Raw genomic sequence first — 19,126 nt, forward strand, 5'->3', positions numbered from 1 at the left:
TAAGACCGCGTTAGCCCGTCTCGATCCTCCCCCGCCAGGGGGAGGTGGCTGGCGCTTGCCAGACGGAGGGGGAGGAAAGGAATAACCTTGGTTCCGTGTCCTCCCCCTCCGTCACCTTCGGTGCCACCTCCCCGCCAGGGGGAGGATCCAACTTTCGCCCTACCGAGCGTCGAAGACCGCGCCGAAGATCATGATCCCCTCGGCGGGTTCGGACACGATCACCGTGCCACCCGCCTCGGCCACCACCGTGTTGATCAGATACGCGGCGGCGGCCCGCGGCGTGACGTTATGCGCGCCCTCGCCTTCGACAAGCGTGCGGCGGATCTCGGGGTCGAGCACGATCCGCGCGCCCTCGATCTTCACGACGATCTCCAGCTGCCCGTCATTCTCCTCGCCGCCGACCTCCATGGTCCCGCCGCGCACCAGCGATTCGGTCGCGACCAGCACGAGGTTGAGCAGCACTTTGACCGCCGATTTGGGCATCGCCGACGCCTCGACCGCCCAGACGAACTTGATCCGCTTGTTCTCGGCGACCAGCCCCTCGATCGCATTGCGCGCTTCATGCGTGTCGACCAGCTCGCCAAAGCCGCCAGCGGCCCCGAAGGCGAGGCGGAAGAATTTCAGCTTGCTGGCTGAGGCTCGCGCGCTGTCGGCGAGCAACTGCATGACTCGCTCGCGCATCGCAGGATCGGTCTCGTCGGCAAGCAGCTCCAGCCCGTTGTTGAGCGCCCCTACCGGCGACAGCAGGTCGTGACACAGGCGCGAACAGAGCAGGCTCGCGAAATCGACCGGGCTGACCGTCATGAAAATCCCCTAATTCTGGAGTGTCTTGTGGCCGGGGCGCGAACGGTGCGCAAGGGTTGCGGTCGCCGACTCTGACAACGGGCTTGACGTGTCCCCCTTCTGTCATCCTGACGAAGGTCGGGATGACGGATGTTGCGATTTACGGATCGTCGATCGTCTCTTCGACGAACGCGCCCCTCGCGACCGATCGCCAAGCCCGCGCCGCGCCCCCGCCAAGTATCAGCCAAACCGCCCCGTCCCCCATCGCCTGCGCCGCATCGCGCGGCGAAGGGTTAGGCAAACCCGACGGGTGCGAATGATAATGCCCGACCACGCTTGGCCCTCCCCCCCGCGCCCGTCGATGCGCGACGAACAACGCCTTCGGATCGATCTCGAACGTCCGCGCCGGATTGACCGCAACGTTCGCGCACGCCTCCGCTGCCTCGATCCGCCCCGCCGTCCCGAACAGCAATCCACAAATTTCCGCGTCGGGCGACGCGTTCGCCGCTGCAACAAGTTGTGTCAGTACTTCGCTTGAAATCGTCACGCTCATCGCCACATCGCTACGACATGGACCGGGGGGTTTCCATCGTCGAAGCATCGATCACGCCGGCCACCGATGGCTGGAGGCTCGATCGCGCGCTCGCCGAAGTGCTTCCCGACATGTCGCGCGAGCGTTTGAAGACGCTGATCGCGGCGGGACAGGTAACGCTAAACGGCCGCGAATGGCGCGATTCTGCAAAGAAGGCCGCTGCCGGACAGGTGTTCGCGGTCGCCATCCCGCCACCGACCCCGCTGCACAACGAGGCGCAGGACATCCCGCTCGTCGTCGCGTACGAAGACGACGACCTGATCGTGATCGACAAGCCTGCCGGGCTGGTGGTCCATCCCGCCGCGGGAAATTACGACGGCACGCTCGTCAACGCGCTGCTCCATCACTGCGCCGGTAATCTATCGGGCATCGGCGGCGTCGCGCGGCCCGGCATCGTCCACCGCATCGACAAGGACACCTCGGGGCTGATGATCGCCGCAAAGACCGACCGCGCGCACGAAGGCCTCGCCAAGCAGTTCCACGACCACAGCATCGACCGCCGCTACAAGGCGATCGTCGGCGGTATCCCACGCCCGCCGAGCGGGACGGTCAATGCGCCGCTCGCGCGCAGTCCGCAGAACCGCAAGAAGATCGCGATCGTCGAGGGCGGCAAACGCGCGGTGACGCACTTCACGACGATCATGCCGCTGCGGGGTGCCGCGCTAGTCGAATGTCGGCTCGAGACGGGCCGTACGCATCAGGTCCGCGTCCACATGGCCTCGATCGGCCACGCCTTGCTGGGCGACCCGGTTTATGGTAGAACAAAGCAAGCTCAAAAGTCGTTGCTCGAAACGCTCGGTTTCCGTCGGCAGGCCTTGCACGCGGCCCATCTGGGGTTCATCCATCCGGTGAAAAGCATCGCTTTGGCCTTTGAAAGCGAAATGCCTGCAGACATGCAGGAACTGTTCACCCAGCTTCACGTATAGATAATCGAGCCCGTGCCGCAGTGCGGCATCGAGGTTCAGCAGAAAGGGATTACGACAATGGCAGCCCGCTCCAACGTTCCAGCGACGATACCTACGCTTGGCAGCGAAGCAGGGCTCAATCGCTATCTCGCCGAGATCAAGAAATTCCCGCTGCTGAAACCCGAGCAGGAATATATGCTCGCCAAACGCTTCCAGGAGCATGGCGACACCGAGGCCGCGGCCCAGCTCGTGACCTCGCATCTGCGCCTCGTGGCGAAGATCGCTATGGGCTATCGCGGCTATGGCCTGCCCACCTCGGAGCTGATTTCCGAGGGCAATATCGGCCTCATGCAGGGCGTAAAGAAGTTCGAGCCCGAGCGCGGGTTCCGTCTTGCGACCTATGCGATGTGGTGGATCCGCGCGTCGATCCAGGAATATATCCTGCGGTCTTGGAGCCTCGTGAAGATGGGCACCACCGCGGCGCAGAAAAAGCTGTTCTTCAACCTCCGCCGGATGAAGAGCCGGCTCGACGCGTTCGAGGACGGCGATCTGCGCCCCGAGCACGTCACCAAGATCGCGACCGACCTGGGTGTCGCCGAGACCGACGTCGTCAGCATGAACCGCCGCATGGCGATGGGCGGCGACACGTCGCTCAACGTGCCTATGCGCGAGGACGGCGACGGCCAGTGGCAGGATTGGCTGCAGGACGACGCGCCGTTGCAGGACAAGATCGTCGCCGATGCGCAGGAGGCGGACGTTCGTCACTCGATGCTTGTGTCGGCGATGGACGATCTTAACGAACGTGAGCAGCATATCCTGACCGAGCGTCGCCTGACTGACGATCCCAAGACGCTCGAGGAATTGTCGCAGGTTTATGGCGTGTCGCGCGAGCGCGTCCGCCAGATCGAGGTTCGCGCGTTCGAGAAGCTGCAAAAGGCGATGATGCGGATCGCTGGCGAGAAACGCCTGCTGGCAGCCTAAATTGGTCGGCACCGTCGTAATCGGCGGCGGTGCGGCCGGTATTGCCGCGGCTCGGACGCTGCATGATGCCGGCAAGGATGTGTTGCTTATCGAGGCAAGCGATCGCTTGGGCGGCCGAGCTCGTAGCCTCCCCCTGAGAACCTTGTTCTCCCGCGAAGGCGGGAGTCCAGACTGGGTCCCCGCCTTCGCGGGGAAACATGTCGACGCCGGTTGCGGCTGGCTCCACTCAGCCAAGCGCAATCCTTGGACCCCGATTGCCGAAGCCGGCGGCTTCACCGTCGACCGCTCGGACGCCAACTGGCGCACCCAATGGCGCGATCTCGGATTTGCGCCAGACGATCAGGTCGCCGCTTCCACCGCTTATCAAGACTGGAACGAGCGTGCGCTCGCAGCGCTCGACGGCCCCGACCGTCCGCTCTCCGATTTCATCGACGCCAACGACCCGTGGCGCCCGAAGATCGACGCGATCTCCGGCTATGCCAACGGTGCGAACCTGTCACAGGTGTCGCTGCACGACTGGGCCGCCTACGAAAGTGCCGCGACTGAGGACAACTGGTCGGTCGAGGAAGGGTACGGCACGCTGGTCGCCAGCCACGCCGTCGGCCTGCCGGTCCGCCTCTCGACCCCGGTGACGCGGATCGATCACCGTGACGTTCGGCTCAAGTTGGACACTCCCGCCGGAACGATCCAGGCGGACTACGTTATCGTCTGCGTCCCAACGACCGTCCTCACCAAGTCGCAGATCGTCTTCGACCCGCCGCTCCCCGACAAGCATGCTGCAGCCGCCGACCTGCCGCTCGGGCTCGCGGACAAGGTGTTCCTGCACGTCGACCGCCCCGAATGGCCGACCAACGCGCATCTGGTCGGCAACCCGTACAGCGCGTGCACCGCGAGCCATCGCCTGTCGCCGTTCGGCTGGCCGATCGTCGAGAGCTTCTTCGGTGGCGACTGCGCGGAGATACTGGACGATCGCGACGCCGCACTCTTCGCGATCGACGAACTCGTCGGCCTGCTCGGCAGCGACTGGCGCGCGCGTTTCACGCCACTGACCGCGACGCGCTGGCGCCACGAGCCGTATATCGGCGGAAGCTACAGCCACGCGCGTATCGGTCAGGCCGGGCAACGCGCGGTCCTCGCCGCGCCGGTCGACGGGCGTATCCACTTCGCCGGCGAGGCGTGCCACGCATTCGACTTCTCGACCGCGCACGGAGCTTATGAAACCGGCGTTGCGGCGGCGCGCGCAGTCATTGGCGAGTCCGTAACGATCGCATAAGGAACGCCGATGGGCTTCCTCCGCATTGCATTCAAAATCGTCTTCGCGTTCGTGCTGGTCACGGTCGCCTGGGTCGGGATCTACCGGTTCGTGCCGGTGCCGTTCACCTGGACGATGATGGGCGACGTGATCGCGGGTCGCGGCGTCACCAAGGACTGGATGCCGTTGTCGGAGATGGACCCTGACATGGCGCGCGCCGCGATCGGCGGCGAAGACTCGCGCTTCTGCTCGCATAACGGCTTTGATTTCAAGGCGATGGCGGGGGCGGCAGCGCGCAACGCGCGAGGCGGGCGTATTCGCGGTGGCTCAACCATCAGCCAGCAGACCGCGAAGAACGCGTTCCTGTTTCAGGGCGGTGGCTATCTACGAAAGGCGTTCGAGGCATATTTCACCGTGCTGATCGAGGCACTGTGGCCGAAGCGGCGGATCATGGAGGTGTATCTCAATATCGCCGAGACCGGGATCGGGACCTACGGCGCAAATGCCGGGGCGATCCGGTATTTCAATCACGACGCCTCGAAGCTCTCGCCGACCGAAGCGGGCCGGATCGCAGCGGTGTTACCGTTGCCGAAGAAGCGCGCGGCGATCGATCCGCGTGGCTTTGTTCGGAAACACGGGAACACGCTGTCGCGGCGCGTTTCGGTGGTGCGGAACGACGGGCTAGATAGCTGCCTGCGCTAGGGGCGGCAGTATCACCAAGTCGCTGGTTCTCCCACGAAGGCGGGGGCCCAGACTTGGTCCCCGCCTTCGCGGGGAAACAAGCTACCGGCGATCACTGGGTCGACTTCTCGACCGCATCGCCGGCCTTTTCGGCGGCACCGCCGACGCTCTTCGCGGCCGACGTTATCGCGGCGTCCTTGTTATTCTGCGCGCCCGACCGGCTGAACAGATAAAACCCGCCGATCAATACCGCGATCAGCAGGACGATGCCGATCAGCATGCCGCCACCACCGCCGCGGCGTTCGATGATCGTGGTATGGGTGGTCGGCGTTTCGACGATGCGCTCTTCGGCCATCTTTTACTCTCCGTGATTACTGAAGAGCGCAACGCCGATCGACGAGCGATTGTTCCCGTGCCGAAACGACCTAACCGAAGTGGTTCAGAACGGCAGCTTGAAGCCTGGTGGCAGCTGCAACCCGCTGGTCATCTTCGACATTTCGCTTCCCGAGACCGCATCCGCCTTGGCGCGCGCGTCGTTGAACGCGGCGGTCAGCAGGTCTTCGAGCATCTGCTTCTCGCTGACCTGGATCAGCGAATCGTCGATCGCGATGCCGATGATGCGGCCCTTGGCGGACGCCTTCACCTTGACGAGCCCGCCACCGGACGCGCCCTCGACCTCGATCGTGTCGAGATTGGCCTGCGCCTTTTCGAGTTCGCTCTGGACGTTCTGCGCCATGGCGAGGATTTCATCGATATTCTTCATGCGTTGCTCCTTTGGCCGGGCCACGATTCGAGCTTGGCGTCCGGAAACGCTGCCACCGCGGCCTTCATTATGGGGGATTCGAGAATAGCCTGCTGGATCGCCGCGTCGGCCGCGTCCTGCGCCTCGCGCAGCGTCGGTGCGCCGGGGGCATCGACGATCGACACCTTCCAAGGCGTCCGCGTGACCGTCTTCAACAGCGCGTTCAACTCGGCGAGCGTGTCGGCCGAGACAGGACGACTACCGCTGAGCGCGAACTCGGGCGGTGCGTAGCTGACGATCCGCGCACCGTGCCGCAACCGCGCCGCGATCGCCAGACCGCCGGACTCGTCGAGAAGATCGACCAGCGCCTCGAACGTCGGCGGCAGGATCGGCCCGGTTTCGACGGGCTTGGGCGCGGACGGCCCTGGAGCCGGTGCCGCCGCCCAGGGTGGTGACTCGCCGGACGGAGACTGGGCGGTCGGCGGTGCCGACGCTGGCGGCGATGCCGTCGCGACCGGTGCCGATCCGCCGGCGATCTGCCGTGCGAGTTCGCCGGGATCGGGCAACGTCGAGGCGTAGATCGCCCGCAGCAACGCCATCTCCGCCGCCTCGATCGGCAGCGCAGCCTTGGCGACCTCGTCATGGCCCTTGAGGAAGAGCTGCCACAGGCGGTGCAGCGCGGGATAGCCGAGCGACGCCGCCCACTCCTCGCGCGCCGCGCGCTCCTCCATCGGTTGCGCGGCATCGGCGGGCGTGCCGACCTTGGTCAGCGTGATGCCGTGGACGGTTTCGAGCAACGACCGCAGCACCGACAGCGGGTCGACGCCGTAATCATATTGACGGCGCATCGAGGCGAGCGCCCCTGCCCCGTCGCCGGCCAGGATCAGCGCGAGCAGGTCACGGACTGCACCGCGGTCGGACAGGCCGAGCATCTGGCGCACGGCGGCCGCAGTGACGCCGCCGCCTTCGAGCCCGGCGTGCGCGATCGCCTGGTCGAGGATCGACAGGCCGTCGCGCGCGGAGCCCTCCGCGGCACGTGCGATCAGCATCAGAGCCTCGGGATCGGCGACGACGCCTTCCTCGGTCGACACCCAGGCGAAATGCTTGGCGAGCTGTTCGGCGGAGATTCGGCGAAGGTCGAAGCGCTGGCACCGCGACAGCACCGTGACGGGCACCTTGTTCACTTCGGTCGTCGCGAACAGGAATTTCACATGGGGTGGCGGTTCCTCGAGCGTCTTCAGCAGCGCGTTGAACGCGTTCTTCGACAGCATGTGAACTTCGTCGATGATGTAGATCTTGAAGCGCGCGGTCACTGCCGAATAGCGCGACGCGTCGATGATCTCGCGGACGTCGTCGACGCCGGTGTGGCTGGCGGCATCCATCTCGATCACGTCGATATGGCGACCCTCGGCGATCGCGCGGCACGGTTCGCACACGCCGCAGGGGTCGATCGTCGGGCCACCCTGCCCGTCGGGACCGATGCAGTTGAGCGCCTTGGCGATGAGGCGTGCGGTCGACGTCTTGCCGACCCCGCGGACGCCGGTCATCAGGAACGCGTGCGCGAGCCGGTCGCGCTTGATCGCGTTGCCGAGCGTCTGGACCATCGCGTCCTGCCCGATCAGCTCGGAAAAGGTCTGCGGACGGTATTTACGCGCGAGCACGCGATAGGCGACGTCAGGCGATTTGGCCGGCTGCAGGGGTTCGCCCAGGTCGAAGGAATCTGACATTGCGGTCGTCATAGCGAGTGCCGCGCGCGCTGTCGAAGGGGAGTGAAGTATAGAAAGTGCAGACGCTCGGTTTTGTCGAGGCGCGTCGGTGGGAAGTGAAGTGCACGAAGTGCAGATGCTCGCGCGGAGTCCGGCGATGGTCGCGGATGGCGGGAGTAGGCGCGGTGGGGACCATCTGTGCGCTATGGCGTGGGGCGGCGCTGTAGGACATGGGGTGGAACGTTTTGTGAACGATTTGTTCGGGCGTTCGCGATGTCGCTATAACGCAGGAAGAAGTTTAGCGAGAAGTGCGCTGCGGCCAAGCCGCATCGTCAGACGGTGCTTTGCACCGCTGGCCGCGCTCACGCTTGCTTGCAAACGTTCGCGGTGGGAGCCGGGACGACCCGTAGCTGAGTCGTTGTGGCTGCTTCCTTCCGGATCTGACCAAGTTGGCGACGACCACGTCCGCCCGACTCCCGCGGCGCATATGGCGGGGTCGGGCGGGATGATCAAGCCGCTTTAGCGTTAGCGGCCTATCGGTCAGCGACGGTTGTAGCGCACCGTGCGGCAAACGCGCTGGCGATGATGGTTGCGATACACGTTGCGGCACACCTTGCGCGTGCGAACGGCGTGACGACGATAGCCCGGGCGGTTGCCATTGTGGCGAACAACGGTGCGCTCATGGACCACGTTGCGCTGGGCCGACGCTTCGGCGGCGATGCCGACCGGCGCGAGGCCGGTGAGTGCGACAAGACCGGCGGCGGCAAGGGTGAACAACTTCATTTTATCTCTCCTGCGGGTGCGGGCTCCGATGAGCTCTACAACCTATGTTAACAACACGGATCAGGTCGTTACGGTTCCGTATCAGCGACGGAAACAGCGGCGAACGGGCCCGTAATAACCGCGCTGGATCCGGCACACGACGCGCGATCGGCCATAGCCACGCGGTCCGCGATAGCCGTACCCGCCTCGGTATCCGCCGCGATACCCACGATACCCGCGATCGCCACGATACCCGTGCCGCGGACCGTTCCAGCCGCGATTGCCGTGCCAGCCGCCACCACCGCGGTGGCCGCCCCAACCGTGGCGCTGTGCGTCGGCAGGGGCTGCCGAGAACAAGGTTCCGGCGGCCAAAGCGCCAGCGGCGAACATTGCGATGATCTTCATGTCCGTTACTCCTCTCATGCCCCGTACATTGGGGCGATGAGGGGATAATCCGCTTCTCGGCGTGGACGTTCCCTGAACCGGCCGTTGTCTTCCTGTAAGCTTTGCTGACCTACCCCGGGATTCGCACCGTCAGGTTGTCGAGCGCGTCGGTCAGGCGAATCTGGCAGGCGAGACGGCTGGTCCGCGTCGCGTTGTGCGCGAGATCGAGCATGTCCTCCTCGTCCTCGCTCGCCGGCGGCAGGCGGGCGAAGTCGGCGGGGTCGACGATGACGTGGCAGGTCGCACAGGAGAGCTGGCCTTCGCAGGTGCCTTCGAGCGGCTGGTGGTGCGCCTGCGCGACGTCGAGCAGGCGGTCGCCGGCGGTCGCGGAGGCTCTCGTGTCGGTGCCATCGCGGGCGATAAAGCGGACGATCATGGCCATTGCGCCTTCGCCGCGCTGGCGATCGCATCGACCGCGGCACGGAGCTCTGTTTCGGTGGTGTAGCGGCCGAAGCCGAGGCGGATGCTGGAGCGCGCCTGCGCTTCGGTGAGCGCGATCGCGCGGAGGACGTGGCTGGAGCGGCCCGATCCGCTCGCACAGGCGGACCCGGCGGAGAAGGCGATGTCGCGCAGGTCGGACATCAGGCGGTTCACGTCGAGCCCTTCGCGGCAGATGTTGAGGTTGCCGTGATAGCGGTGATCGGTCGCGCCGTTCACGGTCCAGCCGGGGCCCAGCCGATCGAGCACGAGCGACCAGAGGCGGTCGATGTGCGCGGCGTCCTGGTCCTTGCGGTCGGCCATGAGGTGCGCGGCGACGCCGAAGCCTGCGCACAAGGCGGGCGAGAGCGTGCCGGAGCGGCCGGGCGCTTCCTGTCCGCCGCCGTGCATCAGCGGGGCGAGATCGACGCCATCGCGGATCCAGAGTGCGCCGATGCCCTTGGGGCCGTGGACCTTGTGCGCGGATATGGCGACGAGGTCGATTGTGTCGGGGATCGGGATACGACCATAGCCCTGCACCGCGTCGCAGAGCATCAGCGCGCCGGCTTCGTGCGCGATGTCGGCGAGCGCGGCGATCGGCTGGATCACGCCGATCTCGTTGTTGACGAGCATCGCGGCGACGAGCCCGGTGCCGGGCTGGATCGCAGCGCGGGCGGCGTCGGGGCCTGTCAGGCCGTCGGTGCCGACCGGGAGGATCGTGACGGGGCGCCCCCTCCCCGCCTCGGCTGCGACCGTGTCGAGCACGGCGGCATGTTCGGTTTCTAGCGTGACGATCGGGCCGGTCGTGCCCTTGATCGCCCAGTTGAGCGCCTCGGTCGCGCCGCTGGTGAAGGCGATGCGGCCGCCGGGGGGGAGCAACGCCGCGACCTGATCGCGGGCGACTTCGACGGCGGCTTTCGCACGGCGGCCTTCGCGGTGGGGGGAGTGCGGGTTGGCGTGCTGCGATGCGAGCCACGGGAGCATCGCGGCGAGTGCTTCGGGCGCAAGCGGGGTGGTCGCCTGATAATCGAGATACGTCATGCGGCCCGCCTGACGTCGGTGGCGATGCGCGTCCAGGCTTCGGCGAACTTCGCGACATCGTCTTGCGTCGTGGTCCAGCCGAAGCTGACGCGGACGACTTCGGCGGCCGCTTCTGGGGAATAGCCCATCGCGCCGAGGACGTGGCTCGGGCGCATGCTGCCCGACGAACAGGCGCTGCCAGCGGAGACCGCGAACCCGGCCATGTCGAGGCGGATCAACTGTGCGGCGGAGCTGACGCCGGGCAGGCGGTAGGAGGCGATCGTCGGGATGCGGGGCGAATGCTGCGCGACGATCTCGCCGCCGCCGGCGACGATCGCGGCATCGAGGGTCGCGCGGAGGTCCGCCATGTCGGCGAACCAGTCGCGGGGGGCTTCGAGTGCGGCGGCGAAACCGAGCGCGCCGGGCAGGTTTTCGGTGCCACCGCGATAGCCGCGCTCCTGCCCGCCGGTCGGGTCAAGCAGGCCGAGGTCGCGAACCAGCAGCGCGCCGATGCCGGGGGGGCCTCCGAGCTTGTGCGCGGAGACGATGATGAGATCGGCGTCGGGCAGCGGGCGCTTGCCCGCAGTCTGCGAGCAGTCGGCGATCCATAGGCCGGTGGGAGGGCTTTGCAGGACGCCGGTTTCGCTGTTGGCGGATTGCAGCGCGGTGGTTTCGCTCGAGACGAACGGGAGTGGCTCGACGATACCGCCCGCGTCGACCGCCAGCATGACTGGCTGCTCGGCCGCGCGGAGGACGGCGTCATGCTCGACTGCAGCCACAGCGACACCCGGCCGCCCGCGCAACGCCAACGCCGCGGATTCGCTCGCGCCGCTGGTCAGGATCACGTGATGCGGCCAGTCGAGCGCCGCCGCGATCCGCTTGCGCGCATCCTCAAGCGCCGCCCTAGCCGCGCGCCCCTCAGCATGCGGCGAGGACGGGTTCGACCAGCGCGCCATGCCCTCGATCACTGCGGCGACCGCCTCGGGGCGCATCGGCGTGGTGGCGGCGTGGTCGAGGTAGATGCGCGGGCCGTTGCGGGACAGGGTCGGTTCCAATTGCGAAAAGGGGCTCGGCCCTTATATAGCGCGCATATTCCGTCACTCCACCCGAGTGCGCCTCCAGTTCGCGAGTGCCCCATGCCAGAAGTCATTTTCCCCGGTCCCGAAGGCCGTCTCGAAGGTCGTTTTGCCCCGGGTCCGCGTCCCCGCGCGCCCGTAGCGATGATCCTGCACCCGCATCCGTCCGCCGGCGGCACGATGAACAACGCGATCGTGCAACAGCTGTACAAGACGTTCCAGCGGCGCGGGTTTGCCACGCTGCGGTTCAATTTCCGCGGCGTGGGGAAGAGCCAGGGCGTGTTCGACAATGGCGTCGGCGAATTGTCCGATGCGGCGAGCGCGCTCGACTGGGTGCAGAGCTTCCACCCCGAAGCGCAGACGACCTGGATCGCAGGCGTCAGCTTCGGTGCTTGGATCGGCATGCAGCTGCTGATGCGCCGTCCTGAGATCCGCGGGTTCATTTCGGTGGCACCGCCGGCAAATCTGTACGACTTCACCTTCCTGGCACCCTGCCCGTCGAGCGGGATCATCATCCAGGGCGAGGGCGACGAGGTCGCGACGCCGGGCGCGACGCAGAAGCTGGTCGACAAGCTGCGGACGCAGAAGCACATCACGATCCATCACGATACGATCCCGAAGGCGAACCACTTCTTCGAGCACGAGATGCCCGAGTTGATGGGGTCGGTGGACAAGTATCTCGACATGCGTCTCGACCCGAACTCGCCGATCCGGTGAGCGCTTGAACCCTCTCCCTTCGGGGAGAGGGTTCTTTAAAGCGTCCAGATCGCGACGTTGGCCAGCAGCACTGCGGCCATCACCAGCATCAGGACGCCCTTCCTCACGTCGCGTTGCTTCACGATCAGCACGGTGCCGCCGATTAGGCAGGCGAACATGCTCAGCATGGCGATGGCGGGGGCGGCGGCGGCGATGGTTGTCAGAGCGGCGTTCATGCCGTGGCATAGCCGTAGGGCGCGCGCGATTGAAGCGGCGTTGACGCGGCGCCGGTGGCGGCCATAGCATCGGTGATCTTGTTCGGATCATCGGAGTTCGTGATGCTGGCTTTCCTGGCGCTCCTCGCCGCCCCGATCCAGACAGAGACACCGCCGGCCTCCTCCACCGGCTGCCGCTACGACAAGCCCGCGATGATGGCGCTCGACGAACGCGCGTTCGACCGGACGATGACCGGCGGGTGGCGTACGCTCGCCAAGGCCGGGTGCGATGCGCAGGCGGCCGACCTGATCGCCGAATGGCGGTCGAGCCATCCCGCCAACGCGCGCACCGCCGGGCTGCTGCAATGGCACGAAGGGCAGTTGCGTGCGAATGCCGGGCAGACGGCGCGCGCGATCGCGTTGTTCGACGCCGCGCGCAAGTCGGCGGAGGAGGATGCGGGGTTCGGCTGGAACCTCTACGTCGACGGCAGCATCGCGTTTCTGCGTCGCGACCTCCCGGGGCTCGACGCGGCTCGTGCCAAGCTCACCGCGCTGCCGCGCCCGGCGGGGTACGCGCCGATCGGGGCGGACGGCAAACCCCGTGCCTATGCGTGGCCGATGAACCTCAACATCCTCGACGGGTTCGTCGCGTGTTGGAACCGGCCGTATAAGCAAGCCTATGCCTGCGCCGGGCCACCGAAAACGATTGTGGCGCCCAAAGCGTAAGTCAGCCGGCCAACGCCTTCGCATAGGCGGCCAGATCGACGTTGCCGCCGGACAGGATTACCAACAGGCCGGGAGCGCGTGGCACCTTTCCTGATAGCACCGCGGCCAGCCCCACGGCGCCCCCCGGTTCGATCACCAGCCGCAATTTCTCCGCTGCCCAGCGCTGCGCCGCGGCGATTTCCGATTCGCTGACCGCGACTCCGGTGGCGTCGCGGCGGGAGAGGACGTCGAAGGTGAGGGGCGATACGCGCAACGTCTGGAGCGCATCGCACGCGGTTGGCGGCGGGTTGGGGCCGACGGGTTCGATCCATGATGCCTCGAGCGAGCGGCGCATGTCGTCCCAGCCTTCGGGTTCGACCACGGTGATCGCGCTCTCGTTCAGCGCCAGTGCGATCCCTGCCGACAGACCACCGCCGCCGCACGGGATCACGACCCGGCGCGGGACGCCCAGCCCAAGCGCGGCCATCTGCGCCGCCGCCTCGATCCCCGCACTGCCCTGCCCTTCGATGATCCACGGGTCGTCGAAGCTCGCCACCAGCGTTGCGCCCCGCGCTTCCGCAAGCCCGGCGGCGATCGTCTCGCGGCTTTCGGTCGCGCGGTCGTAGGTCACCACCTCGGCGCCGAGCGCCAAGGTCGCCTCGCGTTTCAGTCGCGGTGCATCCGCCGGCATCACGATCGTCGCGGCGATGCCGAGCCGCTTGGCCGCCCACGCGACTCCCTGCGCGTGATTACCCGACGAGAACGCGACGACGCCCTTCGACCGCGCCCGCTCGTCCAATGCGGTGAGTCGATGCCAAGCGCCGCGGATCTTGAACGCGCCGACCGGCTGGAGCGATTCGGCCTTGAACGCGACCGGCACACCTCTGATTTCGCTCACGAAGAGTGGCGTCGGCGGCAGGATACGCGCGATCTTCTCCGCTGCATCGCGCACGCCCGCCCGTGTCGGCTGTCGCAAAATCGTCACACACTGGCTCCTATGCGGCCTACCCTATTTACACGGGGGGCAAGCGACCCTAAATCGCCCTTCCGCTGCCCCATGGGACTTCCAACCGCAAGGCAGTGTTTTTGTAATTTGTCTCAGGACATTGGAGGTCCCTTGAATTGGTCAAGCATCATATCGCGCTGGGGTTAGCGAAAGCCCATTCGACCGCCGACACACCCGTAATTTCGGGCGGCATCGACATCGCTAAAGGGCGCCCGGTTGATCCGGTCACGCTCGTTCGTCCGCACGCTGCTGCGCGCGCCGCTCGGTTCTTCGTCGAGAAGTTCCCGGGCCGCTCGATGTACGCAGTGAAGGCGAACCCGTCTCCTGAACTCCTGCAGATCCTGTGGGACAATGGCATCACGCATTACGACGTGGCGTCGATCGCCGAAGTTCGCCTGGTCGCACGGACGCTCCCGCAAGCGACCCTGTGCTTCATGCACCCGGTCAAGGCCGAGGAAGCGGTGCGCGAGGCGTATTTCACGCACGGCGTCCGCACCTTCAGCCTCGACAGCCTCGAAGAGCTCGACAAGGTCGTTCGCGCGACCAACGAAGCGACCGACCTGACGCTGTGTGTCCGGTTGCGCGTGTCGTCCGAGCATTCGAAGCTGAGCCTCGCGTCGAAGTTCGGCGCGGCGCCGCATGAAGCCAAGGAGCTGTTGTTCGCAGCCCGCCAGGCGGCGGACGCGCTCGGCATCTGCTTCCACGTCGGTTCGCAGGCGATGACGCCGGAAGCGTATTCCAACGCAATGGAGCGCGTCCGTGCAGCGATCGTCGAGGCGGCGGTCACGGTCGACGTGATCGACGTCGGCGGCGGCTTCCCGTCCTCCTATCCCGGCATGGAGCCCCCGCCGCTCGAGCATTTCTTCGAGACGATCCACCGGTCGTTCGAATCGCTGCCCGTCAGCTATTCGTCCGAGCTGTGGTGCGAGCCGGGCCGGGCATTGTGCGCGGAATATTCGTCGATCATCGTGCGTGTCGAGAAGCGTCGCGGGACCGAGCTGTACATCAACGACGGCGCCTATGGCGCGCTGTTCGATGCGGCACATATCGGCTGGCGTTTCCCGGTCGAACTGCTCCGCGAGCCGGACAGCCGTGCGAAGGACATGGAGTTCAGCTTCTACGGTCCGACGTGCGACGACATGGACTATATGGTCGGCCCGTTCATGCTGCCCGCGGATACGCAGGCCGGTGATTATATCGAAATCGGCATGCTTGGCGCGTACGGCTCGGCGATGCGGACCGCGTTCAACGGGTTCGGATCGGACGAGACGGTGATCGTCACCGACGAACCGATGGTCACGCTGTACGACGAGACGTTCCAGGACCTCGCGTCGAACGTCGTCAAGCTGTAACCAACACTCAGTAATCGTTCGCTCTTCGTCTTCCCCTCCCGTTTACGGGAGGGGACCGAGGGGTGGGCGCGCGTTTTCCACATCCGGCGCGTTCGCGGTGAGCGGGCGCCCACCCCCTAGCCCCCTCCCGCAGGCGGGAGGGGGGATCAGGAGATATTAGACATGACCGAAGACACTCGCATCGACGCGCAGCGCAAGGCTGAGCTCCTGTCCACCACCGTCGAGCATATCGACATCACCAGCTTCGACGCGCGGCCGATCGTCGATGCGATGAAGAAGATGTCGTTCACCAGCCGTGACCTCGGCCGCGCGACCGACATCTACAACCAGATGCTCGCCGACAAGGACTGCACGATCTTCCTGGTGATCGCAGGGAGCACGAGCGCCGGCGGCTGCATGGACCTGTATGCCGAGCTGCTGCGCAACAACATGATCGACGGCATCGTCGCGACTGGCGCGACGATCGTCGACATGGATTTCTTCGAGGGCCTCGGCCACAAGCATTATCAGGCGCTCGACGTGCCGCACGACGACGTGCTGCGCTCGCTGATGATCGACCGGATCTACGACACCTATATCGACGAGGAAGAGCTCCAGCACGTCGACCACACGATCTTCGAGATCGCCGAGACGCTGGAACCCCGCCCCTATTCGAGCCGCGAGTTCATCCGCGAGATGGGCAAGTATCTCGTCGAGCACGGCAAGAAGGACAACAGCCTCGTTAAGCTCGCCTATGAGCATGACGTGCCGATCTTCTGCCCGGCGTTCGTCGACTCTTCGGCGGGCTTCGGTCTGGTCAAGCACCAGGTCGATGCGGCGAAGGCGGGCAAGCCGTACATGGTCCTCGACGCGATCGCCGATTTCCGCGAGCTCACCGAGATCAAGATCAAGGCGGGCACCACCGGGCTGCTGATGATCGGCGGCGGCGTGCCGAAGAACTTCATCCAGGACACCGTCGTCTGCGCCGAGATTCTCGGTCACGACGACGTCCAGGTCCACAAGTATGCGGTGCAGATCACGGTCGCCGACGTGCGCGACGGTGCGTGCTCGTCGTCGACGCTGCAGGAGGCCGCCTCGTGGGGCAAGGTCAACACCGGCATCGAGCAGATGGTGTTCGCCGAGGCGGGTTCGGTCATGCCGTTGCTGGCGTCGGACGCGTATCACCGCGGCCTCTGGAAGGACCGTCCGGTCCGCAAGTGGGGTGCGTCGTTCGACTGAACCGGTTGGCGTAACAGCCAGCCGACATTGCATCGACCAAGCGCTTGAGGCAGCCTCCTCCGGGTAACCGGGGGAGGCTTTTTCATGCAGGACGGCGTAATCCATAGCGAGATCCTGCGACCCATGGTGGCGCTGATCGCGTGGACCCTGATAATGCTGGGCTGGACGCTTGCGACGCGACTGCCGGCGATGAAGGCGGCCGGAATCAACATGGCCACACTGGTCGGCACGAAAGCCGCCGATGCGGACCGGGGCCTGCCGGCGAAGACGCAGTGGAAGGCGCATAACTACAACCACCTGATGGAACAGCCGACGCTGTTCTATGCGGTCTGCGCCGTGCTGGCGATTTCGGGAACGGGCTACGGCGTCAATGCCTGGATCGCCTGGGGCTATGTGGCACTACGCGTCGCTCACAGCGTCGTGCAGGTGACGAGCAACCGCGTGCGGACGCGCTTCCTTCTGTTCGCGCTGTCGAGTCTCCTGCTGGTCGCGCTGACGCTGCATGCCGCAATGGCCGTATTCTAAGCGATGAACGCCTCGAGCGTGCCAAATCACCAGGGCAGATACTCGCGGGGACTAGGCTGAGGGGCATCGCATCGGCTAGCCACGCTGCCATGACTTTCGATCGCCGCTCGCTCCTGTCCCTCCCCCTCGTCGCCGGACTCGCGCCCGCAGCGTTCGCGCAGACCGGGGCCAAGGCGCGCGCGTCGGGGATGCCCGTCTGGCCTCCCGCAGAGCGGTTCACGCTATGGCCGGGGATTCCGGCAGGCGCACCCAACCCGCTGCCGACGCCGCATCCGAGCACGCCGCGCTATCCAGATGGGTACCGCGATTTCCAGATGCGCGGCGTCGTTCGGCCGGAGGTCGGTGTATTTCGTCCGGCGCGTCCGGACGGCCGGTCGGTACTGATCGTACCCGGCGGCGGCTATTACATCACCTCGCTCCGCAACGAGGGCATCGACGTCGCGCGCGCACTCAACGCGTTCGGCATCACCGCGTTCGTGCTGAGCTATCGCCTGCCGGGCGAAGGCTGGGCCGATCGTGCCGACGTGCCGCTCGCCGATGCGCAGCGCGCGATGCGGCTGATCCGCGCCAACGCACGCACGTACGGGATCAGGGCGGAGAAGCTTGGCGTGCTCGGCTTCTCGGCGGGCGGGCATCTCGCCGGTTCGCTGGCGGTGCTCCACGACTTCGCGGCGTATCGCGCCGTCGATGCGGCCGACCGCCATTCGGCACGCCCGGCCTGGGCGGGGCTGATGTACGCGGTGTCGAACATGGACCCGGGTCGGAGCCACGGCGGATCGCGCACCAACCTGCTCGGCCCCGATCCTTTGCCGGCCGTGCAGGCGCGCTACGCGATCGATCGCCAGCTCAAGGCCGGCGCACCGCCATTGTTCCTGGTCCATGCCGAAGACGACGGCACCGTGCCGGTCGCCAACAGCGTCGACACGCTCGCCGCGGCCCGGCGCGTGGGCATCCCGGCAGAGGCGCATTTCCTCCAGCGTGGCGGCCATGGCTTCGGCACGCGCCTCTCACCGCGCTCGCCCGGATCCCTGTGGCCCCAGTTGTTCGATCGGTGGATGGGCGAGCTGGTCTTGGCCTGACGGACGCGCCGGGCGCGTAGGGATTCGCAACATGGTGGGACCGACTGGCTGGATCGGGCGTTATCCTTATCTCACGGGAGACGCCAAGTGACACAGCCGTTCGCAGAACCACGCGACGTATTTCACGAGAACGGCGAGGTCGTGATCGACGGACCGAATGGCGGCGTGATCGCGATGACACCCGAAGCGGCCCTGCGTACCGCCGGGCGGCTGGACGAAGCCGCGCTGGACGAACTTATCGCCAGGGCGCAGCGGGCCGAAGGCCGGACGATCGACCGGTAGGTGCGTCAGCCTCGCGTTACCGTCATCGCCCCGCGCGCGTCGACGACGACCGCGAGATCCCTATAGTCCTTCACCCGATAGGAATCGTCGTCGCTCGCATGACTGCTACCGTGAGTGGCCGTAATGACGACCACGTCGGCGCCTGCAGCCTTCCCTGACGCGATCCCGGCGGCGGCATCTTCGAACACCAGGCAATCGCTCGCCGCGACGCCAAGCCGATCGGCCGCTGTCAGGAAACAGTCGGGCGCCGGCTTGCCCCTCGGAATGTCATCGGCGGCGATCATCGTGGCGGGGACGGGCATGCCCGCCGCCTTCAGGCGGACCTGGGCCAGTGCGCGGGGAGCGGAGGTAACGATCGTCCAGCGCTCGGGCGGCAGGCTTGCGAGAAATGCCGCCGCGCCCGCGATGGGTTCGATATCGCCGACGTCTTCCATCTCCGCAGCGGTGATCCCGGCGGCCTCGACGACCGGGTCGATGCCCGGCAGGCCGAGCCGGCGGATCGTCTCGACCGACTGCACACCGTGGATCGTCGGCAGGAACGTAGCCACGTCCAGGCCGTGCGCGATCGCCCATGCGGTCCAGGTCCGCTCGGCGGATGCGATCGAGGTTAGGATCGTACCGTCCATGTCGAACAGGAATGCGGCGTAACTGCGGGTGGGGAGGGTCATGCGGGTGCTCGTGATCGGG

Annotated in this window: 24 protein-coding genes and 1 other RNA gene; 11 read left to right on the forward strand and 14 right to left on the reverse strand. The window is 66.4% G+C overall.

What is annotated here, in order from left to right; all coding sequences use genetic code 11:
• Positions 1 to 159 precede the first annotated feature (159 nt).
• Positions 160 to 804, reverse strand: coding sequence for a histidine phosphotransferase family protein (locus EQZ23_RS03755; RefSeq protein ID WP_128453090.1), 645 nt, complete (start codon positions 802 to 804; stop codon positions 160 to 162).
• Between the two features lie 139 nt (positions 805 to 943).
• Entirely contained in the window at positions 944 to 1,336 is a 393-nt protein-coding gene (locus tag EQZ23_RS03760) for a M67 family metallopeptidase (protein WP_128453091.1), read from the reverse strand.
• 17 nt (positions 1,337 to 1,353) lie between these two features.
• Here EQZ23_RS03760 and EQZ23_RS03765 point away from each other — a divergent pair, with 17 nt between their 5' ends.
• From EQZ23_RS03765 to mtgA, 4 genes are read left to right on the forward strand one after another with little or no spacing between them, the layout of a single operon-like run.
• Positions 1,354 to 2,301, forward strand: coding sequence for an RluA family pseudouridine synthase (locus EQZ23_RS03765; RefSeq protein WP_128453092.1), 948 nt, complete (start codon positions 1,354 to 1,356; stop codon positions 2,299 to 2,301).
• 57 nt (positions 2,302 to 2,358) lie between these two features.
• Positions 2,359 to 3,261 (forward strand): RNA polymerase sigma factor RpoH, encoded by a 903-nt coding sequence (gene rpoH / locus EQZ23_RS03770; RefSeq protein ID WP_128453093.1) that lies wholly within the window; start codon positions 2,359 to 2,361, stop codon positions 3,259 to 3,261.
• A 1-nt stretch (position 3,262) separates the two neighbouring features.
• On the forward strand, positions 3,263 to 4,534 hold the full coding sequence (locus EQZ23_RS03775; RefSeq protein WP_128453094.1) for an NAD(P)/FAD-dependent oxidoreductase: 1,272 nt from the start codon (positions 3,263 to 3,265) through the stop codon (positions 4,532 to 4,534).
• A 9-nt stretch (positions 4,535 to 4,543) separates the two neighbouring features.
• Positions 4,544 to 5,215: a monofunctional biosynthetic peptidoglycan transglycosylase gene (mtgA, locus tag EQZ23_RS03780; protein ID WP_128453095.1), complete on the forward strand. Its 672-nt coding sequence runs from the start codon at positions 4,544 to 4,546 to the stop codon at positions 5,213 to 5,215.
• A gap of 91 nt (positions 5,216 to 5,306) precedes the next feature.
• On the opposite strand, the gene EQZ23_RS03785 is transcribed toward mtgA, so the two are convergent.
• From EQZ23_RS03785 to EQZ23_RS03825, 9 genes are all read right to left on the reverse strand, one after another.
• Positions 5,307 to 5,549, reverse strand: coding sequence for a hypothetical protein (locus EQZ23_RS03785; protein WP_128453096.1), 243 nt, complete (start codon positions 5,547 to 5,549; stop codon positions 5,307 to 5,309).
• Between the two features lie 84 nt (positions 5,550 to 5,633).
• Entirely contained in the window at positions 5,634 to 5,957 is a 324-nt protein-coding gene (locus EQZ23_RS03790) for a YbaB/EbfC family nucleoid-associated protein (RefSeq protein WP_128453097.1), read from the reverse strand.
• Positions 5,954 to 7,663, reverse strand: a complete 1,710-nt coding sequence (locus tag EQZ23_RS03795; protein WP_128453098.1) for a DNA polymerase III subunit gamma/tau — start codon at positions 7,661 to 7,663, stop codon at positions 5,954 to 5,956. Before EQZ23_RS03795 ends, EQZ23_RS03790 begins: the two co-directional genes overlap by 4 nt.
• Positions 7,664 to 8,026: 363 nt before the next feature.
• Positions 8,027 to 8,122, reverse strand: an RNA gene (gene ffs, locus EQZ23_RS03800) — signal recognition particle sRNA small type.
• A 60-nt stretch (positions 8,123 to 8,182) separates the two neighbouring features.
• Positions 8,183 to 8,425 carry a hypothetical protein gene (locus EQZ23_RS03805; protein ID WP_128453099.1) on the reverse strand — a complete coding sequence of 81 codons (243 nt, stop codon included), beginning with the start codon at positions 8,423 to 8,425 and terminating at the stop codon, positions 8,183 to 8,185.
• Positions 8,426 to 8,506: 81 nt separating this feature from the next.
• Entirely contained in the window at positions 8,507 to 8,809 is a 303-nt protein-coding gene (locus EQZ23_RS03810) for a hypothetical protein (RefSeq protein ID WP_206364152.1), read from the reverse strand.
• Positions 8,810 to 8,918: 109 nt separating this feature from the next.
• On the reverse strand, positions 8,919 to 9,224 hold the full coding sequence (locus EQZ23_RS03815; RefSeq protein ID WP_128453100.1) for a 2Fe-2S iron-sulfur cluster-binding protein: 306 nt from the start codon (positions 9,222 to 9,224) through the stop codon (positions 8,919 to 8,921).
• Positions 9,221 to 10,306 (reverse strand): cysteine desulfurase family protein, encoded by a 1,086-nt coding sequence (locus EQZ23_RS03820; protein ID WP_128453101.1) that lies wholly within the window; start codon positions 10,304 to 10,306, stop codon positions 9,221 to 9,223. The genes EQZ23_RS03815 and EQZ23_RS03820 overlap by 4 nt, the downstream gene beginning before the upstream one ends.
• Positions 10,303 to 11,340 (reverse strand): aminotransferase class V-fold PLP-dependent enzyme, encoded by a 1,038-nt coding sequence (locus EQZ23_RS03825; protein WP_276318451.1) that lies wholly within the window; start codon positions 11,338 to 11,340, stop codon positions 10,303 to 10,305. Before EQZ23_RS03825 ends, EQZ23_RS03820 begins: the two co-directional genes overlap by 4 nt.
• Positions 11,341 to 11,421: 81 nt before the next feature.
• Between EQZ23_RS03825 and EQZ23_RS03830 the strand changes: the two genes are divergently transcribed.
• A complete protein-coding gene (locus EQZ23_RS03830) occupies positions 11,422 to 12,078 on the forward strand; it encodes an alpha/beta hydrolase (RefSeq protein ID WP_128453102.1) in 657 nt (218 codons plus the stop codon).
• A gap of 35 nt (positions 12,079 to 12,113) precedes the next feature.
• Here EQZ23_RS03830 and EQZ23_RS03835 read toward each other — a convergent pair whose 3' ends face one another.
• Positions 12,114 to 12,293, reverse strand: a complete 180-nt coding sequence (locus tag EQZ23_RS03835) for a hypothetical protein (RefSeq protein WP_128453103.1) — start codon at positions 12,291 to 12,293, stop codon at positions 12,114 to 12,116.
• Between the two features lie 102 nt (positions 12,294 to 12,395).
• Between EQZ23_RS03835 and EQZ23_RS03840 the strand changes: the two genes are divergently transcribed.
• On the forward strand, positions 12,396 to 12,998 hold the full coding sequence (locus tag EQZ23_RS03840; RefSeq protein ID WP_240663182.1) for a hypothetical protein: 603 nt from the start codon (positions 12,396 to 12,398) through the stop codon (positions 12,996 to 12,998).
• Position 12,999: 1 nt separating this feature from the next.
• On the opposite strand, the gene EQZ23_RS03845 is transcribed toward EQZ23_RS03840, so the two are convergent.
• The gene (locus EQZ23_RS03845; protein ID WP_206364153.1) at positions 13,000 to 13,962 is read right to left on the reverse strand and encodes a threonine/serine dehydratase; all 963 of its coding nucleotides are present in this window, start codon (positions 13,960 to 13,962) and stop codon (positions 13,000 to 13,002) included.
• A 137-nt stretch (positions 13,963 to 14,099) separates the two neighbouring features.
• Between EQZ23_RS03845 and EQZ23_RS03850 the strand changes: the two genes are divergently transcribed.
• The 5 genes from EQZ23_RS03850 to EQZ23_RS03870 all read left to right on the forward strand — a co-directional run bounded on the left by EQZ23_RS03850 (position 14,100) and on the right by EQZ23_RS03870 (position 18,439).
• Positions 14,100 to 15,335 (forward strand): type III PLP-dependent enzyme, encoded by a 1,236-nt coding sequence (locus EQZ23_RS03850; RefSeq protein WP_128453104.1) that lies wholly within the window; start codon positions 14,100 to 14,102, stop codon positions 15,333 to 15,335.
• Between the two features lie 162 nt (positions 15,336 to 15,497).
• Positions 15,498 to 16,553 (forward strand): deoxyhypusine synthase, encoded by a 1,056-nt coding sequence (locus EQZ23_RS03855; RefSeq protein ID WP_128453105.1) that lies wholly within the window; start codon positions 15,498 to 15,500, stop codon positions 16,551 to 16,553.
• Between the two features lie 99 nt (positions 16,554 to 16,652).
• On the forward strand, positions 16,653 to 17,078 hold the full coding sequence (locus tag EQZ23_RS03860) for an MAPEG family protein (protein ID WP_128453581.1): 426 nt from the start codon (positions 16,653 to 16,655) through the stop codon (positions 17,076 to 17,078).
• A gap of 89 nt (positions 17,079 to 17,167) precedes the next feature.
• Positions 17,168 to 18,157 carry an alpha/beta hydrolase gene (locus tag EQZ23_RS03865; RefSeq protein WP_128453106.1) on the forward strand — a complete coding sequence of 330 codons (990 nt, stop codon included), beginning with the start codon at positions 17,168 to 17,170 and terminating at the stop codon, positions 18,155 to 18,157.
• An 87-nt stretch (positions 18,158 to 18,244) separates the two neighbouring features.
• Positions 18,245 to 18,439, forward strand: coding sequence for a hypothetical protein (locus EQZ23_RS03870; protein WP_128453107.1), 195 nt, complete (start codon positions 18,245 to 18,247; stop codon positions 18,437 to 18,439).
• Between the two features lie 5 nt (positions 18,440 to 18,444).
• Here the strand turns inward: EQZ23_RS03870 and EQZ23_RS03875 are convergent, their stop codons facing one another.
• Positions 18,445 to 19,107 (reverse strand): HAD-IA family hydrolase, encoded by a 663-nt coding sequence (locus EQZ23_RS03875; protein ID WP_128453108.1) that lies wholly within the window; start codon positions 19,105 to 19,107, stop codon positions 18,445 to 18,447.
• Between the last annotated feature and the right edge of the window lie 19 nt (positions 19,108 to 19,126).

The sequence above is a fragment of the Sphingomonas sp. UV9 genome (assembly GCF_004101245.1).
In the GTDB taxonomy this organism is placed as follows: Bacteria; Pseudomonadota; Alphaproteobacteria; order Sphingomonadales; family Sphingomonadaceae; genus Sphingomonas.

What these genes read in the sequence shown, in the direction of transcription:
- EQZ23_RS03760 (WP_128453091.1), bottom strand. Translation starts at nt 1,336, where the DNA reads ATGAGCGTGACGATTTCAAGCGAAGTACTGACACAACTTGTTGCAGCG.
- EQZ23_RS03810 (WP_206364152.1), bottom strand. Translation starts at nt 8,809, where the DNA reads ATGAAGATCATCGCAATGTTCGCCGCTGGCGCTTTGGCCGCCGGAACC.
- EQZ23_RS03795 (WP_128453098.1), bottom strand. Translation starts at nt 7,663, where the DNA reads ATGTCAGATTCCTTCGACCTGGGCGAACCCCTGCAGCCGGCCAAATCG.
- EQZ23_RS03875 (WP_128453108.1), bottom strand. Translation starts at nt 19,107, where the DNA reads ATGACCCTCCCCACCCGCAGTTACGCCGCATTCCTGTTCGACATGGAC.
- EQZ23_RS03790 (WP_128453097.1), bottom strand. Translation starts at nt 5,957, where the DNA reads ATGAAGAATATCGATGAAATCCTCGCCATGGCGCAGAACGTCCAGAGC.
- mtgA (WP_128453095.1), top strand. Translation starts at nt 4,544, where the DNA reads ATGGGCTTCCTCCGCATTGCATTCAAAATCGTCTTCGCGTTCGTGCTG.
- EQZ23_RS03805 (WP_128453099.1), bottom strand. Translation starts at nt 8,425, where the DNA reads ATGAAGTTGTTCACCCTTGCCGCCGCCGGTCTTGTCGCACTCACCGGC.
- EQZ23_RS03840 (WP_240663182.1), top strand. Translation starts at nt 12,396, where the DNA reads ATGCTGGCTTTCCTGGCGCTCCTCGCCGCCCCGATCCAGACAGAGACA.
- EQZ23_RS03755 (WP_128453090.1), bottom strand. Translation starts at nt 804, where the DNA reads ATGACGGTCAGCCCGGTCGATTTCGCGAGCCTGCTCTGTTCGCGCCTG.
- EQZ23_RS03855 (WP_128453105.1), top strand. Translation starts at nt 15,498, where the DNA reads ATGACCGAAGACACTCGCATCGACGCGCAGCGCAAGGCTGAGCTCCTG.
- EQZ23_RS03830 (WP_128453102.1), top strand. Translation starts at nt 11,422, where the DNA reads ATGCCAGAAGTCATTTTCCCCGGTCCCGAAGGCCGTCTCGAAGGTCGT.
- rpoH (WP_128453093.1), top strand. Translation starts at nt 2,359, where the DNA reads ATGGCAGCCCGCTCCAACGTTCCAGCGACGATACCTACGCTTGGCAGC.
- EQZ23_RS03820 (WP_128453101.1), bottom strand. Translation starts at nt 10,306, where the DNA reads ATGACGTATCTCGATTATCAGGCGACCACCCCGCTTGCGCCCGAAGCA.
- EQZ23_RS03835 (WP_128453103.1), bottom strand. Translation starts at nt 12,293, where the DNA reads ATGAACGCCGCTCTGACAACCATCGCCGCCGCCGCCCCCGCCATCGCC.
- EQZ23_RS03815 (WP_128453100.1), bottom strand. Translation starts at nt 9,224, where the DNA reads ATGATCGTCCGCTTTATCGCCCGCGATGGCACCGACACGAGAGCCTCC.
- EQZ23_RS03785 (WP_128453096.1), bottom strand. Translation starts at nt 5,549, where the DNA reads ATGGCCGAAGAGCGCATCGTCGAAACGCCGACCACCCATACCACGATC.
- EQZ23_RS03765 (WP_128453092.1), top strand. Translation starts at nt 1,354, where the DNA reads ATGGACCGGGGGGTTTCCATCGTCGAAGCATCGATCACGCCGGCCACC.
- EQZ23_RS03865 (WP_128453106.1), top strand. Translation starts at nt 17,168, where the DNA reads ATGACTTTCGATCGCCGCTCGCTCCTGTCCCTCCCCCTCGTCGCCGGA.